Genomic DNA, 17,134 nt, shown 5'->3' on the forward strand with positions numbered 1-17,134 from the left:
GCCTCAGGTCTTTGTCGCCGTCGTCACGGTCGTGATCGACTGAAACCCCGGATCAGTATTCCCGTGGACAGAGTCGACCAGGAGTGTCTCGTGAGCGAACTGCACCTTCCCAACCGCATCCGGCAGCTGGCGGTCTCCCAGCCGTCGGCACCTGCGGTCACGGCCGAAGGCACAACCCTCACCTACGCAGAGTTCGACTCGTACACCAACAAAGTGGCCACAGCACTGACCACCCTGGCGACATCACCCGGCCGGGTCGGTGCACTGCTCCGCATGGGTCTGCCCGGCGCGGCGGCATTCGTCGGTTGCGCGAAGGCCGGGTTCGTCTTCACCCCCATCAACTGGCGGCTCAACCCCGATGAGATCGCGTGGATCGCGGCGGACGCGCAGCTCGGTGTGCTCATCGTCGAGGCGGACTTCGCCGAGGCCGCCCGCGCGGTCGCCGCCGCCCTCCCGGACGTGCGCATCATCGTTGTCGGTGAAGCAGCCCTCGACGGTGCCCGCAGCTGGGACGAGCTGGTCGCCTCCGGTGACGCCACCGATCCGGGCCTGGGCGATGATCCCGAGACCGCGGTCCTGCAGCTCTACACCTCGGGCACCACAGGGAAGCCCAAAGGTGTTGTTGCCGTGCATCGCAACCTTTACAACGTGCAGGAGAACTTCGAGCTCTACGAGTTCGAGGACGATTCGGTGTCGTTGAATGCCCTGCCCCTGTTCCACATTGCCGGTTCCGGGTGGACCAGCACCTGTCTGTCTGCGGGTCTGCATCTGGTGCTGCTCGGCGAGATGCGCCCCGCGCTGGTGGCGGCAACGATCGCCGAGTACGGCGTCACCCACGCATTTCTCGTGCCCTCCGCGATCGGCATGATCCTCGAGCTGCCCGACCTCGCCGACTACGATCTGTCGAGCCTGAAGGTGGTCGCATACGGGGCGTCACCGATCACTCCGACAATGCTCGCGCGCACAATGGACACTCTGGGCTGCCGCCTCGTGCAACGGTACGGGATGACCGAGACGATGGGCGCGCTCACCGCACTCCGCGCCGACGATCACGACCCGCACGGAACACGCACCTACCTGCTGCGCTCCGCGGGGACACCGCTGCCGGGTACCGAGGTGCAGATCCGCGACATCATCACCAGCGAACCCCTGCCGCAAGGCGCCACCGGGGAGATCGTCTCGCGGTCACGCAACAACGTCTCGGGTTACTGGCGGCGCGACGCCGAGACCGCCACCCTCTACACCGCCGACGGGTTCCTGCGCACCGGCGACGCCGGGCACATCGACGAGGAAGGCTACCTGTTCGTCACCGACCGCGTGAAAGACATGATCATCACCGGTGGGGAGAACGTCTACCCCGTCGAGGTCGAAGCAGTACTCGCCGAACATCCCGCCGTCGCAGAGGTGGCGGTGGTCGGCCTGCCCGACGAACGCTGGGGCGAAGCCGTCACCGCCGTCGTCCGACTCGTCGACGGCGCGCCGCGCCCGACGGAAGCCGAACTCGTCGCGTTCACGACCGAGCGGCTTGCCTCGTACAAGAAGCCGCAACGCATCCACATCGTCGGCGAACTACCGCGCAATGCGAGCGGAAAGATCCTCAAGCGCACCCTGCGCGACACCCTCGGAAGCCGGGAGGGATCGACATCATGATCATCACCGAAGACGTCGGCGTCGCCCAGCGCGAGGCCTGGGCAGCCAAACGACTGCCTCCCGTCGAGGAGGTCCGGCCCGGACTGTGGTCGATTCCCGTCCCGATGCCGCACAACCCACTGCGTTACGTGCTGAGCTACGCGCTCGCACTCGACACCGGACTGGCCTTGATCGACCTGGGTATGGACACCGAGGAATCCTGGCAGGCCCTCGTCGACGGTGTCGCGCAGACCGGCCACCACATCACCGACGTGCGATATGCCGCGATCACCCACCTGCACCCCGACCACTTCGGTCTCGCACCGCGACTCCGCGAGACCACGGGCGCCGCGATCGCAATGCACGCCGCCGAGGCAACGGCTCTCGGGCACTTCACGCATGCCGATGTGGCAGCCGACGTCGAGGCGTGGCGCGTGGACCTGACCGACCTCGGTGCTCCGGACGACGTCGTCGAAGCACCCCGATTCGATCTCGTCCGGTTCCCTCCCGGCACCTCCGCCGACGTCGTCCTCGAGGGCGGCGACCGCCTCGATCTCCCCGGATGGAACATCGAAGCGGTGTGGACGCCCGGACACACACCGGGCCATCTCGCCTTCTTGGACCGCGACAACGACCTGCTGTTCAGCGGCGACCACATGCTCCCGCGCATCAGCCCCAACATCTCGTCGGGCCCGGGCGAACTCGACTCCCCGTTACACCGGTACCTGTTGTCGCTGCACGCCACCACCGCATTACCCGACTGCGAGGTGCTGCCCGCCCACGAGTACCGGTTCCGCGGCGTCGCCGATCGCGCTCGGCAGATGATGGCACACCATGACGAGCGTCTCGACGAGATCCGCTCGGCCGTCGACGCGGACCCCCAGTCGACAGCGTGGGAGATCACGACGCGTATCACGTGGTCGCGGCCTATCGACGCGATGGACCCGCGACTGCTGCGGCTCGCCGTTCGCGAAACCCAGGCACACCTGATCGTTCTCGCCGACCGAGATGTAATACGTTCGGATGGTGGAACTCCCGCTCGCTGGAGTCTCGCTACCCCCGCTGTCGACCGGAATACGAAGGAAAACTGAAATGAGCGTTGTTCTCACCGAGTTCGCCGACGGTGTCGCCGTCTTCACCCTCAATCGCCCCGAGGCCAAGAACGCCGTCACCCTCGAAGTGTCCGAGGCACTCGCCGCCGCGATCGACGAATTCGAGGCGCGCCCCGACCTGACCATCGGCATCCTCACCGGCGCCGGTGGAACATTTTGCGCCGGCATGGATCTGAAGGCCTTCTCGCGCGGAGAACGCCCGTCGATCCCCGGCCGCGGATTCGGTGGCATCACCGAGGCTCCGCCCACCAAGCCCCTGATCGCCGCAGTCGAAGGCTGGGCACTCGCCGGCGGCTGCGAACTCGCACTGTCCGCAGACCTGATCGTCGCGTCGCGCGAAGCGAAGTTCGGCATCCCCGAGGTCAAGCGCGGACTTGCAGCCGCAGCCGGCGGTCTGCTGCGGCTGCCGAAGATCCTGCCGTACCCACTGGCCATGGAGATGGCCATCACCGGCGACCCGCTCACCGCCGAGGTCGCGTTCCAGCACGGCCTCGTCAACCGGGTCACCGAGCCCGGCGAAGCACTCACCGTCGCCAGGGAACTCGCTGCACGTGTCGCTGCGAACGGTCCGCTCGCGGTGAAGGCCACCAAGCAGGTCGTGGCGATGTCCGCGAAGTACACCGACCCCGACGCTTTCGCCGCACAGCGCAAGTTCATCGACCCGGTGTTCGCGTCGTCCGACGCCCAGGAAGGCGCCAAGGCATTCGCCGAGAAGCGTGCTCCCGTCTGGACGGGCGCGTAGGTAACGCGAGCAGGCCGGGTGTTCGGCGGAGCGCGCGAGCGCACCGCCGAACACAGCAGAACACCAACCACCTAATATGAATGGGTGGACCTGCACCTTGTGACCTACTTCGTGGCTGTCATCGACCACGGTGGAATCACGAAAGCCGCGCAGGCACTCTACATCTCACAGCCATCGCTGTCGCAGGCCATCCGCACACTCGAACGACGGCTGGGTACGACCTTGTTCGACCGCACCGGTCGACGCCTCACCCTGACCGACGATGGCCGGACACTCGAGGTGGCGGCGCGCCGCATCCTCGCCGACGTCGACCGCGCGAAGAGCAAGGTCGCCGCGGTCCGCGAACTCGAGTCCGGTCGCGTCGACATCGTCACCTTCTCGGCGTTCTCCATCCATCCCGTCGTCGAACTCGTCCGACGGTTCCGTGCCCGCCATCCGGCCATCGTCGTGTCGATCTCCGACGCCGAAGGCCCGGCCGGGGTGCACTCCGCACTGCGCCGCGGTGAGGCCGAGATCGGGGTGACCGATCTGTCGGTCGAGCATGCGGGCATGATCACCGTCCCCCTCCTGGAGCAGGAGATGGTCCTCGCCTTGCATCCCGACCTCGCCGTCGGGCTTCCCGACCCGGTGCCACGCGAACTCGTCCGCAAGGTGCCCCTGGTCATCGACCTGGGATCCCCTGCAGACGCCGCGAAGACCGGTGAGTTGCTCGGCGCAGACAATGTCGTCATCGACTGTGCTCACCCGACCGCCATCTGGGGGTTCGTGATGCGCGGTACCGGCGCGACCGTGGTGCCGCGCCGAGTCGCGGAACAGCAGATTCCCGGTGCCGTCGTCCTGCCGCTCGATCCGCCGCTGAGCCGCCCGGTCGGGCTCGTTCTGCGGGCCGGAGAGCCGTCGCCGGCGGCGGCTGCATTCATCTCGGCGGCAACCGGCACGAAACCGGGAGCGTAGACACATGGAATTCCGTCAGATCGAGTACTTCCTCGCGGTCGTCGAGAACGACGGCATCAACGGTGCTGCGGCCGCGCTCGGCGTTGCACAGCCGACGGTGTCACAGGCCCTGCGCAGTCTCGAACGCGAGCTCGGGGTGCAGCTGTTCCACCGCATCGGCCGGGGCATGGTCCTGACCGCAGCCGGACGTTCCCTCATCGGCCCGAGCCGTCAGATCCTGCGTGATGTGGGCGGGGTCGAGGAATTGCTGACCTCGAGTTCTGCCGAGGTCACGGGCCGCCTCGACCTGATGGTGTTCCCTGCACTCGCGACCGGCCCGATTCTCGATCTGATCGCCCAGTTCCGGCGCGCGCACCCGAAGGCGACGGTGCGCTTCGGCGACCTCCGCAACGAGCGTGATTCGGCTTCGGTGATCCGCGACGGACACTGCGAGTTCGTGGTCGCACATCTCCCTCTCGAGGGCGGGCTCGGACTCGAGGTCATCGAGCTGGGGGAGCAGGAGTACTGGCTCGCGTACCCGCCGGGTACCGAGCTGCCGTCGGGTCCGATCACGCTGTCGGCGATGCCCGCGATCCCCATGGTGTTCGTGCCTCGCGGAGGCGGAACCTTGAGCGACGAGTTCGACCACGCGATGCGCCAGGAAGGTAACCGGCCTCGCATAGCAGTACTCGCCAGCCACCGCGAGGCGCGCCTGCCGATGGTATTGGCGGGCCTCGGCGGCTCGCTCGTGGAGCGGTCGCTCGCGGAGTCGGTTCGTGACATCGCGGTGGTCCGGCCCGGCGAGCCGAATTTCACCCGCACATTCGGCCTGGTATTCGATCCGGCGTCGCTGTCGAAAGCCGGGCGTGCGTTCGTCGACCTGGTGACGTCGGCAATGAACCGAGCCTGAGCGGATCAGTCCTTCGCGAGCCAGGCGAGTGCGGCGACGACGAGCGCTTCTACTCCGGTGTCGAGTGTGGGCTGCACGACCGGTGCGAACGCCGGTGAGTGGTTGACCGGGATGTCCTGTGCGACACGGTCCTGCTGCACGGCGTTCTGATAGGTCGACGGGTCGATACCGCCGATGCCCCAGTAGGTATACGGCACGCCGAGCGCGTTCGGAATGTCGCTGAAGTCTTCGCTGGCCGTCTGCTGAGGCATTTCACGGTACCGGTCACCGAAGAACTCCCCGAACGCGTCGGCCACCCTGCCGGTGACCTCACTGTCGTTGTCGGTCAGCGGAAAACGTTCGTAGAGTTCGAATTCGGGATCTCTCGGCGAATCCGAGGCCTGACATTCGGCGGTGACGATCCTGCGGATCGCGCGCAGCATCGCCTCGCGGGTGCCCTCGTCGTAGGTACGCATGTTGAGCTGCAGCACCGCGCTGTCGGGGATCACGTTGCCCTTGCTGCCTGCGTGGACACTTCCCACGGTGAGAACAGCCGATTCGCCGGGCGCGGTCTCCCGCGACACGACGGCCTGGAGACGCACGATGATCATCGCGGCGAGCACCACGGGATCGACCGCGGCCTGCGGCATCGAACCGTGCGCCCCGCGTCCGTACACGGTGATGCGCATACTGTCGGCAGCGGACAGGACCGCACCGGTTCTGGTGCCGACGTGGCCGGCCGGTGCCGGAAGGACGTGCTGAGCGAGCGCGACGTCGACGTCGGTCAGCAGGTCAGCGAGTCCGTCGTCGACCATCGTGCGGGCACCGTCGCCGGTTTCCTCTGCCGGTTGGAAGAGCGCCACCAGCGTGCCCTGCCAGTGCTGTGAACCGTTCAGGAAACGTACAAATGTGTGTCCTGAGTCGACGCCTTGCAGCGTCGACGTTGGCCCTCACCCGGGGGTGTGGGTCTTCCCGGGGCAGTACCCGTCGCCCGCGTAGTGCAGGTCTTACGTGGGTTTCCGTCGGGCTCGTTTTCCGTCGCCCCGCAACTCGGGGAGGACGCCTCTGCGAGTGCGGCGAGGTTGCGCGCCGCGTTGAGGTCACGATCGAGGCGTTGTCCGCATCCATCGCAGGTGAAGATGCGTTCGGACAGGCGCAGTTTGGTTTTCACCACGCCACACGCCGAGCACGTTGTGGAGCTGGGATACCAGCGGTCCGCGACCACGATGTCGGTCCCGTGCCAGTCGGCCTTGTATGTGAGCTGTCGTCGTAGCTCGGCCATGCCGACTCCGGCGATGTGCCGGGCCAACCGCCGGTTGCGGACCATCCCGGCCACGTTCAGGTCCTCGACCACGATGGTGGTGTGGCTGCGGACGAGGCGGGTCGAGAGCTTGTGCAGCCCGTCGGCCCGCGCGTTCGCCACGTACGTGTGCAGACGAGCTATCCGGGCCTGGGTCTGTCGCCACCGGTTCGACGGCTGCTGCCGGGTCCGCCGGTCCGGTCCTGTGCGCCGTGCGGCCTGGCGGCCGAGTCTGTGTAGTTCCTTCTGCGCCTGCTCGAGGTGACGCGGGTTCGGAACCACCTCCCCGGTCGAGAGGACCGCAAGCGACGCGACGCCCAGGTCCACACCCACCACCGACGGCGGTCCTGCCGGGTTCGGGGCGGTGCGTTCGACCTCGACGGAGAACGAGACGAACCAGCGACCCCTCGTGAACGACACTGTCGCCGAACGGATCCGAGCCGTCCTGGCCTCGATCCGGCGGGTGAGTTTCCGCGTCGACTCGTGGGTGCGGACCAGGCCGATCCGTGGAAGCTTCACATGTCGCCGATCAGCGTCGGCGAGACCGAACGCGCCGGTGGTGAACCGGCATGACGACATGCCACGCTTGCCCCGGAACCGCGGGAACCGGACCGCCGCGCCTTTTCGGCGTCCCGACCGGGAATCCGCCCAGTTCGACAGGGCCGTCGCCAGGTTCGCCAGACCCGAGGAGTAGGCCTCCTTCGAGTTCTCCGCCCACCACGGCGCGGCACCATCTTTGGCCTGGTTCCAGTCCTTGCGAAGGTTGTAGGCGGACCAGCTCACGCTCGGTGTCAGATCCGGGTCGGCGATGCCGTAGGAACGCTCCGCGCCGCGCTGGTCGAGGTTCGCCTTCACCCGCGCCAGGCCCCAGTTGAACGCGAAACGCTGCGCACCGCAATGCGACCGGAGCTGTTGCTCCTGCCCGATGGTGGGATCGAGCGCGAATCGGTAGGCCTGGATCACCGACCTCATCCGGTCGCCTCACCCGCAGCGGCCCGGATGCCCGCCTCGGCGCGGCGCCGCGCGGAGCGGCGGCCGTACAGCCGAGCGCACATCGACGTCAACACGTCGACCATGTCCGCGACCAGATCATCGTTGATCTCGGCGTCGTCGAGGACCACGATGCGGCGGCCGGATGCCGACAGCGCAGCCTCGAGATGCTCGACACCGAACCGGGCCAACCTGTCACGGTGCTCAACCACGATCGTCGTCACCGACGGATCCGCCAGCAGCTTCCGAAGTTTCGGGCGATGAGCGGTGAGCCCGGAACCAACCTCGGTCACCGTCGCCGAGAGCACGATCCCGCGCTCACCGCACCGCTCGGCCACCCGACCCGCCTGCCGTTCCAGATCCGCCCGCTGATCCGACGACGACACCCTGCAATACGCCACCGCCACACCATCCGTCGCAGCGACAGGAGGGTCGACCAGGATCGTCCCGGTCGGAAGCTGACGAGCAGACACAGGCAACGTCCCAGCATGAAACCAGTTCAACGCGGTCCGGTACGAAACCCCCTGACCGGCAGCCCACTCCTTCAACCTCACATACACAAAACTACATCAAATAACGCAAACTTACTCGATATGGCGAACAGTTGACACCCTGCCGAAGCAGATCCGCCGCCCCGAGTAGCGCCGTGACGTGCACATCGTGTCCGCACGCGTGCATCACGGGGACGTCGTTGCCGTCGCCGTCGGCGGTACGCACGGCGCTGGCGTAGGGGAGGCCTGTCGCTTCCTTCACCGGCAGCGCGTCCATGTCTGCACGTAGCAGGACCGTCGGGCCGTCCCCATTGCGGAGCACCCCGACCACGCCGGTGCCGCCGATGCCTGGGAACACCTCGTATCCGGTGACCCGGAGTCGGTCGGCCACCTTCTTCGCGGTCTCGTGTTCCTGGTGCGACAGTTCCGGGTTCGCGTGTAGGTCGCGGTAGAGGTCCTCGAGGCCGGCACGCACCTCGGAGAGTTTCTCGAGTACGCCACTGGCTGCGTTCGACGAAGCGCTCATGCCTGAACACGGTAGCGCGGCTCGGTGCGAAAATGATTCGAACGGCAAACGACCGGTGACACCTGCAGGGTCGAGGGCCACGATGGTAGACACCATTCGTTCTCCTGTACGGAGATGACAGCCATGTCCACCTCGATTCCCGAACAACCTTCGATTTCTGTCACCGACACGGACTCGGTCGACGCCTACGCGCAGCGCATCGTCGATGCCACCCTCGGCGCGATCGACGTGTTCTCCATCTATCTCGGCGACCGGCTCGGCTGGTACCGCAGTCTCGCCTCCGATGGTCCCGCCACCGCCGATGAGCTCGCCACCCGCACCGGAACGCATCCGCGGTATGCACGCGAGTGGCTCGAACAGCAGGCGGTGACCGGGTTGCTCTCTGTCGACCACGACGATCCTCCGTGCTTCACCCTGTCGCCTGCCGGTGCGGAAGCGCTCACCGACGAGCGGAGCCTGGCGTATCTGACTCCACTGCCTCGCATCCTGACCGGAGGCGCGATGCAGATGCCTGCGCTGCTCGAGGCGTATCGCACCGGAGGTGGGGTCGGCTGGGCGCACTACGGAAGCGATGCACGGGAGTCGCAGGCCGATGTGAACCGGCCGTGGTTCGAGCTGGCGTTGCCCGGGGCGCTGCAATCGGTACCCGAAGTCGACGACCTGCTCCGCACACCTGGGGCTGTGATCGCCGACATCGGTTGCGGTGGTGGATGGTCCACCATCGCGCTTGCCCGCGCCTATCCGGACTCCATGTTGCACGGATTCGACATCGACCCGGCCACGGTCGAGCTCGCTCGTTCGAATGTGGAATCGGAACAAGATGTGGCACAGCGGATCACGATTGCCGAAGTGGATGCGTCCGGGCTACCGGAGGTGACCTTCCAGGCGGTGTTCGCATTCGAGTGCATTCACGATATGCCGCAGCCGGTGCAGGTGCTCGCGGCAGCACGCCGCGCGCTCGTGCCGGGCGGTGCGGTGATCGTGATGGACGAGGCCGTCGGAGAGGAGTTCACCGCGCCGGGAAACGAGGTCGAGCGACTCATGTACGGCTACAGCTTGATGTTCTGCCTCCCCGACGGGATGAGCCGGCAACCGAGCGTGGGGACGGGCACCGTCATGCGTCCCGCCACCCTGCGGAAGTATGCGCAGGAGGCCGGCTTCACCCGGATGGATGTCCTCCCGATCGAGGACTTCAGTTTCTTCCGGTTCTACCGGCTGTCGGGCGGGTGAAAACCTGCCACATGCGGTAGACAGTCGAGAATGCCCACCGAATCGACGCTGCTGTTCGTTCTCGATCTGACCGGCACGTTCGTCTTCGCGCTCAATGGCGCGTTGACCGCGGTCCGCGCGGCACGGCTCGACATCGTCGGCGTGATCACGCTGGGCATGTTCACCGCGCTGGGTGGCGGGGTGATCCGGGACATCCTCCTCGACGCGTTACCGCCGGCCACGTTCCTGGACTGGCGTTATCTCGCGGTGGCGGCAGCAGGTGGGTTGATTGCGTTCGCCCTGAGTCGGGTCCTGGACCGCCTCGCTCTCCCCATCACGGTCCTCGATGCCATCGGCCTGAGCGTGTTCGCGGTCCTCGGCGCAGCCAAGGCTCTGGCCCTCGACTTCGGGATCCTCCAGGCGGTCCTCGTCGGTACGATCACCGCGGTGGGCGGTGGAACCATCCGCGATGTCATGGTGCGTCGAATTCCCACGGTCCTGACCAGCGAGCTCTACGCGATTCCTGCTTTGATCGGCGCGCTCGGGTTCGCGACCGCGTACTCCCTCGGTTTCGGCGGAACAGCCGCACTCCTCGGCGCTGCCGCAGTGTGTTTCGCGATCCGGATGGTCGGCGTCGGCTTCTCCCTGAATGCACCGAAGCCGCCCGGGCAACAACTCGATTCTTAGAGAAGTGGCCGACCGAGACCTTGTTCCCTCCGCGTCCTCAGAGAAGTAGTTCCTTGAGTGAATTCAGGTGGGCGCGTGTGAGAGAGGCTGCCGTCAGGGCATCACGCGAGTCGATCGCGTTGTAGATGCGTTCGTGTGTGGCGTGGTCGGCGTCGTCTCCATGTGCGCCTCGGAGACGGAGCATGTCGACCATCGCCTGACGGCTGCGCGGCGCGAAGTGAGTGAACAGTTCGAGCAGGATCGCGCTGTGCGCTGCCAGCAGGATGCCGCGATGAAAAGCGAAGTCGGTGTCGACGTGCTCTTCTATGTCCACTCGATGCTTCGCGCGGTCGACCAATGCCCGGCGCAGGTTCTCGAGTTCCGAGGGAGTGCGGCGTTCGGCCGCCAGAGCAGAAGCCTCGACCTCGATCGCGATGCGAGCCTCGATGACGGCGACGATGTCGGCGCGATGCAGCACGGCATCCCAGTTCTCCGGAATATCGAGGGCGGTGACGAACACCCCTGCCCCTTGACGCGAAGCGAGTACCCCTTGACCGGCGAGTTGCCGGATCGCCTCGCGCACGGTCGAGCGGCCGACTCCGAGCTGAGGGGCGAGCGTGGTCTCCCCGGGCAACTTGTCCCCCACGTTCCACTCTCCGTCTCTGATTCGCGAAAACAGCAGTTCAGCGGCCTGTTCGGCAAGTGACTCACGACGGACGAGCGACATGCCGCCATTCTCCCATGCCAGGCTCGACATCCTTCAACTCCTCAGCTTGTCTGAGGAGTTGTGGTAGTGTCGCCGCATGCTCATCCTCGGATTCCTTCTTCTTCGCCGCCACGGCGGGGTGTAGCCCGACCGGCTCCCGTCGTGGAGCCCGAACGCGCCGGTCGACACTTCACGACCCGCAGAAGGAACCACGAACATGACCGCCTTCCCCAGCATCAACACTCCCGCCGGACGGGTACCCGCCGATGCTCCGTCCTGGAATCGGCAGACGCACTCACAGATGCCCTCACACCGCTACCGTGATGTGTACTCACGCTTGGAAGTTCCACTCACAGAGCGTGACTGGCCGTCCAAGCGCTTGACCACAGCCCCGCTGTGGGTACCGGTCGATCTGCGCGACGGCAATCAGGCGCTGGCGGAGCCGATGGATCCCGCCCGCAAGCGCCGATTGTTCGAGCTGATGGTCGCGATGGGTTACAAGGAGATCGAGGTCGGCTATCCGTCGGCCTCGCAAACCGACTACGACTTCGTCCGCCTCATCGCCGAGACCGACATCGCACCCGACGACGTCACGATCGTCGTGTTCACTCCGGCCCGCCGCGACCTCATCGAGCGCACTGTCGAGTCGGTCCGAGGCGTCCGCAATGACGTTGTCATCCACATGTACACCGCGACCGCACCGACGTGGCGCGATGTCGTACTCGGGCACGACCGCACGGCGCTCACCGAATTGATCATGTCCGGAGGCCGGGATGTGCTCGAATTCGCCGGCGACCTCGCGAATGTGCGTTTCGAGTTCTCACCCGAGGTTTTCAACCTCACCGAGCCCGACTTCGCCCTCGAGGTCTGCGATGCGATGACGAAGCTGTGGGATGCTTCGCCGCAGCGTCCGGTCATCCTCAATCTGCCGGCGACCGTCGAGATCGCAACGCCGAACGTGTATGCCGATCAGATCGAATACATGCACAAGAACCTCGATCGTCGCGATGCGGTGATCCTGTCCGTGCACCCACACAACGACCGCGGTACCGGTGTCGCGTGTGCCGAACTCGCCGTCCTGGCCGGAGCACAGCGCGTCGAAGGCTGCATTTTCGGCAACGGGGAGCGCACAGGCAATGTCGATATCGCCACCCTCGCTCTGAACCTGCATGCGCAGGGCATCGATCCGATGATCGACTTCTCCGACATCGACGAGATCCGCCGCACCGTCGAGCACGCCAACCGCATCGAGATCCATCCCAGGCATCCGTATGTCGGCGACCTCGTGCACACCGCCTTCAGCGGCACCCACCAAGACGCGATCAAGAAGGGTTTCGCCGAGCACCATGCCCGTGCGGCCGCCGAGGGCCGTCGAGGCAGCGAGACCGAGTGGCGCGTGCCCTACTTGCCCATCGACCCCGCCGACCTCGGCCGCAGCTACGATGCCGTCATCCGGGTGAACTCGCAGTCCGGCAAAGGCGGTATCGCCTACCTGCTGGAGGCCGAGTACGGCATCGAACTGCCCCGGCGTCTGCAAATCGACTTCGCCCGCCACATACAGAAGCACACCGACGCCACCGGCAGCGAAGTCACCGCATCACAACTGTGGGACATCTTCGAGACCGAGTACATCTTCACACCCGGCGACAAGCCCGCCATCGAACTGACGGGCTTCCATACCACCGAGGAGACCACGACTCTCACACTGCGCGTGAACAACTCCGAGCACACCAGCTCGCATCACGGCGTCGGCCCGGTGGAGGCCGTCACCGAAGCACTCGCTCGTGTCGGGATCTCGCTGGACGTCCTCGCCCTGCATCAGACCAGCATCGGCTCCGGCAATGACAGCGACGCGCTCACCCTGATCGAGTACCGCAGGGGCACAGTCACGCGGTGGGCTGCCGGCAAGAGCCGATCCGTGCTGACCGCCACCCTCGGGTCCGTCATCGGCGCTGCGAACACCGACCCGAGAGCAGCTCTCACACGATGATCAGACTTCGGCGGTGATCGACTGTGTCACTACCGATTTGGCCCACCGGTAATCGGCCTTGCCTGCGGGGGAGCGGACGATCTCCGGCATCACGACGACATGCCGGGGGACCTTGTATCCGGCGATGACGGTTCGGCAGTGTTCGGCGAGTTCCTCCTGCGTCGGCTCGTGCGCACCCTCGCGTAGCTGCACGACCACCGAAACCGTCTCACCCAGACGGGGATCCGGCACACCGGTGACGAGTGCGTCCTCCACCGCGGGATGACCTTTGACGGCCTCCTCGACCTCTTCGGCGTAGATCTTCTCGCCGCCACTGTTGATGCAGGCCGAGCCGCGTCCGAGCACGATGATCGAGCCGTCCGCCTCGACCGTGGCGAGGTCGCCGAGCAGCGACATGCGGGTGCCGTCCACCACGGGGAAGGTCGCGGCAGTCTTCTCCGGGTCGTTGAAGTAGCCCACCGGAACGTGCCCGACCCGCGCGAGGTAACCGATGGTGCCGGAACCGGGTTCGACCGTCGAGTAGTCGGTGTCGACGACACGCACCTTCGGGGATGCGGCCAGCCGCTGCTTGCCGTCCTCACCGGGGGTGAGGGGGCCGTTGGCCCCCGATTCGGACGAGCCGAAGGAGTTGAGCAACATGACGTTGGGCAGCAGTTCCTTCAATCGGTCGCGCACGCTGATCGACCAGAGGGCACCGCCCGAGCCGATGACGAACAGCGAACTCAGGTCGAAGTCGTCGCGGCTCTCGGCGAGGACGTCGGCGATGGGCCTGCTGATCGCGTCTCCGACGACCATGAGCACGGCTGCCTTGTGTTCGTCGACCTGCCGCAGTGCTTCCACGGGTTCGAAGTTCCGCATGATCACCTGAGGGAAGCCCATGAACAGCCCCATGAACACGGCGTACATGGCGGCGCCGTGCATCAGGGGAGCGGTGACGACATACGTCAACGGATGCTCGTTGGCGGCGGCCGCGGCGGCAAGCGCCTCGGGGCTGCTGTGCGGGTCGCCGTACGCGTTACCTCCGCCGAGCGCCGCGAAGTAGAAGTCCTCGTGCCGCCACATCACGCCCTTGGGCATGCCGGTGGTGCCGCCCGTGTAGAGGATGTAGAGGTCGTCGTCGCTGCGGGGGGCGAAGTCGCGCTCGTCGGAGGCGTTCGCGACGGCGTCGCCGTACCGCACGACGGTGACCTCGGCGAGCGCGGCTGCATCGTCGAGCGCCGGCGTGGGGGCATCGCCGACGACCACGATGTGTTGCAGATGCGGGCACTCGGGCAGGACCTCGGCGACGAGGTCGGTGAGGTCTGCGTCAACGATGAGCGCGACGAGTTCGGCGTTGTTGTAGAGATACTCGAGTTCGGCGCCCACGTATCGGAAATTGATGTTGATGGGGACGGCTCGGATCTTCATGGCGCCGAGCATCGTGTCGAGGTATTCGAGGCTGTTGCGCATGTGTAGTCCGACGCGGTCGCCGGGTTCGACCCCCGCTGCGGCGAGGTGGTGCCCGATCCGGTAGGCGGCGGCATCGTATTGCGCGTAGGTGTGCGATCGGTCGCCGCAGACGAGGGCCGTGCGATCGGGAATTGCGTCGACCACCGCTTCGGTGAGGTCGGCCAGATTCAGAGACATGGTGCTGTTCCTTCCGATCGGTCCCGCGACGACGCCCATCACACCCCTGCCCGAAATGTGCTTTACGCCACTCTGGAGAAAAGTAGAACACATATCAGTTTGGCCTACAACAGAGGCTTCCGACCAGCGGAAACAAAACAACGGTCGGCCGGCAGATGCCGGCCGACCGTTGTCGGTGGAGCTGGGTGAAGACGCCGCGTCAGGACACGCGTTCGAAGATTGCTGCGAGACCTTGCCCGCCGCCGATGCACATGGTCTCGAGGGCGTAGCGGCCCTCGCGACGGTGCAGTTCACGCGCGAGAGTGGCAAGCATGCGGCCACCGGTCGCGCCGACGGGGTGGCCGAGCGAGATACCGGAACCGTGGATGTTGGTGCGCTCGAAGTCTGCGGCACCGAACTTCCACTCGCGGGTCACGGCAAGCGCCTGCGCGGCGAATGCCTCGTTGAGCTCGATCACGTCGACATCCGCGAGGACGATACCGGCCTTGGCGAGGGCGATCTCGGTCGCGGGCACCGGACCGATACCCATGATCTTCGGCGCAACACCGGCCACACCCCACGACACGACGCGCACGAGCGGGGTCAGGCCCAGCTCGGCAGCCTTCTCCGGGGTCGTGACGATCGCCATCGACGCTGCGTCGTTCTGGCCGCTGGCGTTACCTGCGGTGACGGTGGCATCGGGATCCTGCTTGCCCATGATCGGGCGCAACGCTGCGAGGGACTCCACCGTGGTGTCGGCACGCGGGTGCTCGTCGGTGTCGATGACCGTGTCGCCCTTACGCGAGCTGACCGTGACGGGGATGATCTCCTCGGCGAGGATGCCTGCCTGCTGAGCGGCCACCGCGCGACGGTGCGATTCGGCGGCGAGCTCGTCCTGTTCCTGACGGCTGATGCCGTACTCGGCGCGCAGGTTCTCGGCGGTCTCGATCATGCCGCCGGGCACCGGGTAATGCTTGCCGCCGGCGGTCGAGCGGGCACGGGCGAGACCGTCGTGCATCTGGACACCGGTTCGGGCGCCGCCCCAGCGGATGTCGGTCGAGTAGAACGCGGCGTTGCTCATCGACTCGGCACCACCGGCGACGACGAGTTCGTTGTCGCCGTTGCCGACCTGCAGCGCGGCCTGGATGACGGCCTGCAGACCGGAGCCGCAGCGACGGTCGATGTGCATGCCCGGCACGGTGACCGGAAGACCGGCGTCGAGCGCGACGACACGACCGATGGCCGGGGCCTCGCTGTTGCCGTTGCAGTGACCGAGGATGACGTCGCCGACCTCGTCGGGCGACACACCCGTGCGCTCGAGCAGACCCTTCAGTGCCGCAACACCGAGATCGACGGCGGTGAGGGACTTGAACATTCCGCCGTAGCGGCCGATGGGGGTACGGACCGGCTCGCAGATGACAACTTCGCGCATGATGACCTTTCGAGAAGAGAACGTGACGGCAGAAACCGTCACATGAAGCGGCCGCCGGTGACCTCGAGGACGGTTCCGGTCATGTACGACGACATGTCGGATGCGAGGAACAATGCCACGGAAGCGATTTCGTCTACCTCGCCGGGGCGTCCCATCGGGATCTCGGCCATCTTCTGGTCCCACGCCTTCTGGGGCATGGCCTCGGTCATCGCCGAACGGATCAGGCCGGGCTGGATCGCGTTGACACGCACGCCGTGGTGCGCCATCTCCTTCGCGGCGGCCTTGCTCAGGCCGATGATGCCTGCCTTCGCGGCGGAGTAGTTGGTCTGGCCGACCATGCCGACCTTGCCGGACAGCGACGAGATGTTGACGATCGAGCCGCGCTTGGCCTCACGCATGATCGCTGCGGCCTTGCGGGTGCCGTGCCAGGTGCCCTTGAGGTGCACGTCGATGACGAGGTCGAAGTCCTCTTCGGTCATGGTGCGCATCGTCGCGTCGCGCGTGATGCCCGCGTTGTTGACCACGACATCGAGGGAACCGAAGCCGTCGACCGCCTCGGCCAGGAGGGTGTCCCAGTCGCCGGCTTCGACCACGTTGGCCTTGACCGCGCGAGCGACGTCGTGTCCGCCGAGCTTCTCCGCCGCCGCGGTGGCGGCGTCGAGATCGAGGTCGCCGATGACGACGCGGGCGCCGGCAGCAACGAAGTTCTGGGCGATCGCGAAGCCGATACCCTGGGCGCCACCCGTGATCACGGCAGTACGGTTCTCCAACAGCGACATCTGGAATCCTTTCGAGGGGACCTGAGCTGTCCCCGAAATGGGTCGATGCCTTCGAATATATCCAGGAGACCGGGCAGATTACCCTTCTGAATCCATCGAGACTGCCTATACGGGGATGGCGCCATTCGTATTGGA

General features: G+C 66.2%; 14 protein-coding genes and 2 pseudogenes. 8 read left to right on the plus strand and 8 right to left on the minus strand.

Annotated features, from left to right (window positions below; all coding sequences use genetic code 11):
* Window positions 1-90: 90 nt before the first annotated feature.
* The 5 genes from ACFWCF_RS03390 (at window position 91) to ACFWCF_RS03410 (ending at window position 5,326) form a co-directional block, all read left to right on the plus strand.
* Window positions 91-1,650 carry a long-chain-fatty-acid--CoA ligase gene (locus ACFWCF_RS03390; protein ID WP_378557158.1) on the plus strand — a complete coding sequence of 520 codons (1,560 nt, stop codon included), beginning with the start codon at window positions 91-93 and terminating at the stop codon, window positions 1,648-1,650.
* Window positions 1,647-2,720 (plus strand): MBL fold metallo-hydrolase, encoded by a 1,074-nt coding sequence (locus ACFWCF_RS03395; RefSeq protein WP_378557161.1) that lies wholly within the window; start codon window positions 1,647-1,649, stop codon window positions 2,718-2,720. The genes ACFWCF_RS03390 and ACFWCF_RS03395 overlap by 4 nt, the downstream gene beginning before the upstream one ends.
* Before the next feature lies 1 nt (window position 2,721).
* Window positions 2,722-3,483, plus strand: a complete 762-nt coding sequence (locus ACFWCF_RS03400; RefSeq protein WP_378557164.1) for a crotonase/enoyl-CoA hydratase family protein — start codon at window positions 2,722-2,724, stop codon at window positions 3,481-3,483.
* A gap of 84 nt (window positions 3,484-3,567) precedes the next feature.
* Window positions 3,568-4,437 (plus strand): LysR family transcriptional regulator, encoded by an 870-nt coding sequence (locus ACFWCF_RS03405; protein ID WP_378490129.1) that lies wholly within the window; start codon window positions 3,568-3,570, stop codon window positions 4,435-4,437.
* Window positions 4,438-4,441: 4 nt separating this feature from the next.
* Complete coding sequence (locus ACFWCF_RS03410; protein ID WP_378557167.1) at window positions 4,442-5,326, plus strand: LysR family transcriptional regulator; 885 nt, start codon at window positions 4,442-4,444, stop codon at window positions 5,324-5,326.
* A gap of 5 nt (window positions 5,327-5,331) precedes the next feature.
* Here ACFWCF_RS03410 and ACFWCF_RS03415 read toward each other — a convergent pair.
* The 4 genes and pseudogenes from ACFWCF_RS03415 to ACFWCF_RS03430 all read right to left on the minus strand — a co-directional run.
* Window positions 5,332-6,195 (minus strand): annotated as a pseudogene (locus ACFWCF_RS03415) (M20/M25/M40 family metallo-hydrolase); the annotation flags it as partial.
* A gap of 2 nt (window positions 6,196-6,197) precedes the next feature.
* On the minus strand, window positions 6,198-7,577 hold the full coding sequence (gene tnpB, locus ACFWCF_RS03420) for an IS607 family element RNA-guided endonuclease TnpB (RefSeq protein WP_378557170.1): 1,380 nt from the start codon (window positions 7,575-7,577) through the stop codon (window positions 6,198-6,200).
* Window positions 7,574-8,149 carry an IS607 family transposase gene (locus ACFWCF_RS03425; RefSeq protein ID WP_378557173.1) on the minus strand — a complete coding sequence of 192 codons (576 nt, stop codon included), beginning with the start codon at window positions 8,147-8,149 and terminating at the stop codon, window positions 7,574-7,576. Before ACFWCF_RS03425 ends, tnpB begins: the two co-directional genes overlap by 4 nt.
* A gap of 55 nt (window positions 8,150-8,204) precedes the next feature.
* Window positions 8,205-8,612: pseudogene (locus ACFWCF_RS03430) on the minus strand (M20/M25/M40 family metallo-hydrolase); the annotation flags it as partial.
* Window positions 8,613-8,735: 123 nt separating this feature from the next.
* Between ACFWCF_RS03430 and ACFWCF_RS03435 the strand changes: the two are divergent.
* Together ACFWCF_RS03435 and ACFWCF_RS03440 are read left to right on the plus strand one after the other, a co-directional pair.
* Window positions 8,736-9,842: a class I SAM-dependent methyltransferase gene (locus ACFWCF_RS03435; protein ID WP_378557176.1), complete on the plus strand. Its 1,107-nt coding sequence runs from the start codon at window positions 8,736-8,738 to the stop codon at window positions 9,840-9,842.
* Window positions 9,843-9,872: 30 nt separating this feature from the next.
* A complete protein-coding gene (locus ACFWCF_RS03440; protein ID WP_378557179.1) occupies window positions 9,873-10,508 on the plus strand; it encodes a trimeric intracellular cation channel family protein in 636 nt (211 codons plus the stop codon).
* Between the two features lie 37 nt (window positions 10,509-10,545).
* Here the strand turns inward: ACFWCF_RS03440 and ACFWCF_RS03445 are convergent, their stop codons facing one another.
* Window positions 10,546-11,214 (minus strand): FadR/GntR family transcriptional regulator, encoded by a 669-nt coding sequence (locus tag ACFWCF_RS03445; protein WP_378557715.1) that lies wholly within the window; start codon window positions 11,212-11,214, stop codon window positions 10,546-10,548.
* A gap of 196 nt (window positions 11,215-11,410) precedes the next feature.
* Between ACFWCF_RS03445 and ACFWCF_RS03450 the strand changes: the two genes are divergently transcribed.
* Window positions 11,411-13,183 (plus strand): 2-isopropylmalate synthase, encoded by a 1,773-nt coding sequence (locus ACFWCF_RS03450; RefSeq protein ID WP_378557182.1) that lies wholly within the window; start codon window positions 11,411-11,413, stop codon window positions 13,181-13,183.
* On the opposite strand, the gene ACFWCF_RS03455 is transcribed toward ACFWCF_RS03450, so the two are convergent.
* The 3 genes from ACFWCF_RS03455 to fabG all read right to left on the minus strand — a co-directional run bounded on the left by ACFWCF_RS03455 (window position 13,184) and on the right by fabG (window position 16,999).
* Window positions 13,184-14,809, minus strand: coding sequence for an acyl-CoA synthetase (locus tag ACFWCF_RS03455; RefSeq protein ID WP_378557185.1), 1,626 nt, complete (start codon window positions 14,807-14,809; stop codon window positions 13,184-13,186).
* 199 nt (window positions 14,810-15,008) lie between these two features.
* Window positions 15,009-16,220 (minus strand): acetyl-CoA C-acetyltransferase, encoded by a 1,212-nt coding sequence (locus tag ACFWCF_RS03460; RefSeq protein WP_378557188.1) that lies wholly within the window; start codon window positions 16,218-16,220, stop codon window positions 15,009-15,011.
* Window positions 16,221-16,258: 38 nt separating this feature from the next.
* A complete protein-coding gene (fabG, locus tag ACFWCF_RS03465) occupies window positions 16,259-16,999 on the minus strand; it encodes a 3-oxoacyl-ACP reductase FabG (RefSeq protein ID WP_378490762.1) in 741 nt (246 codons plus the stop codon).
* Window positions 17,000-17,134: the final 135 nt, after the last annotated feature.

Origin of the sequence: Rhodococcus sp. NPDC060090, from assembly GCF_042729855.1 — a bacterium.
Classification (GTDB): domain Bacteria; phylum Actinomycetota; class Actinomycetes; order Mycobacteriales; family Mycobacteriaceae; genus Rhodococcus.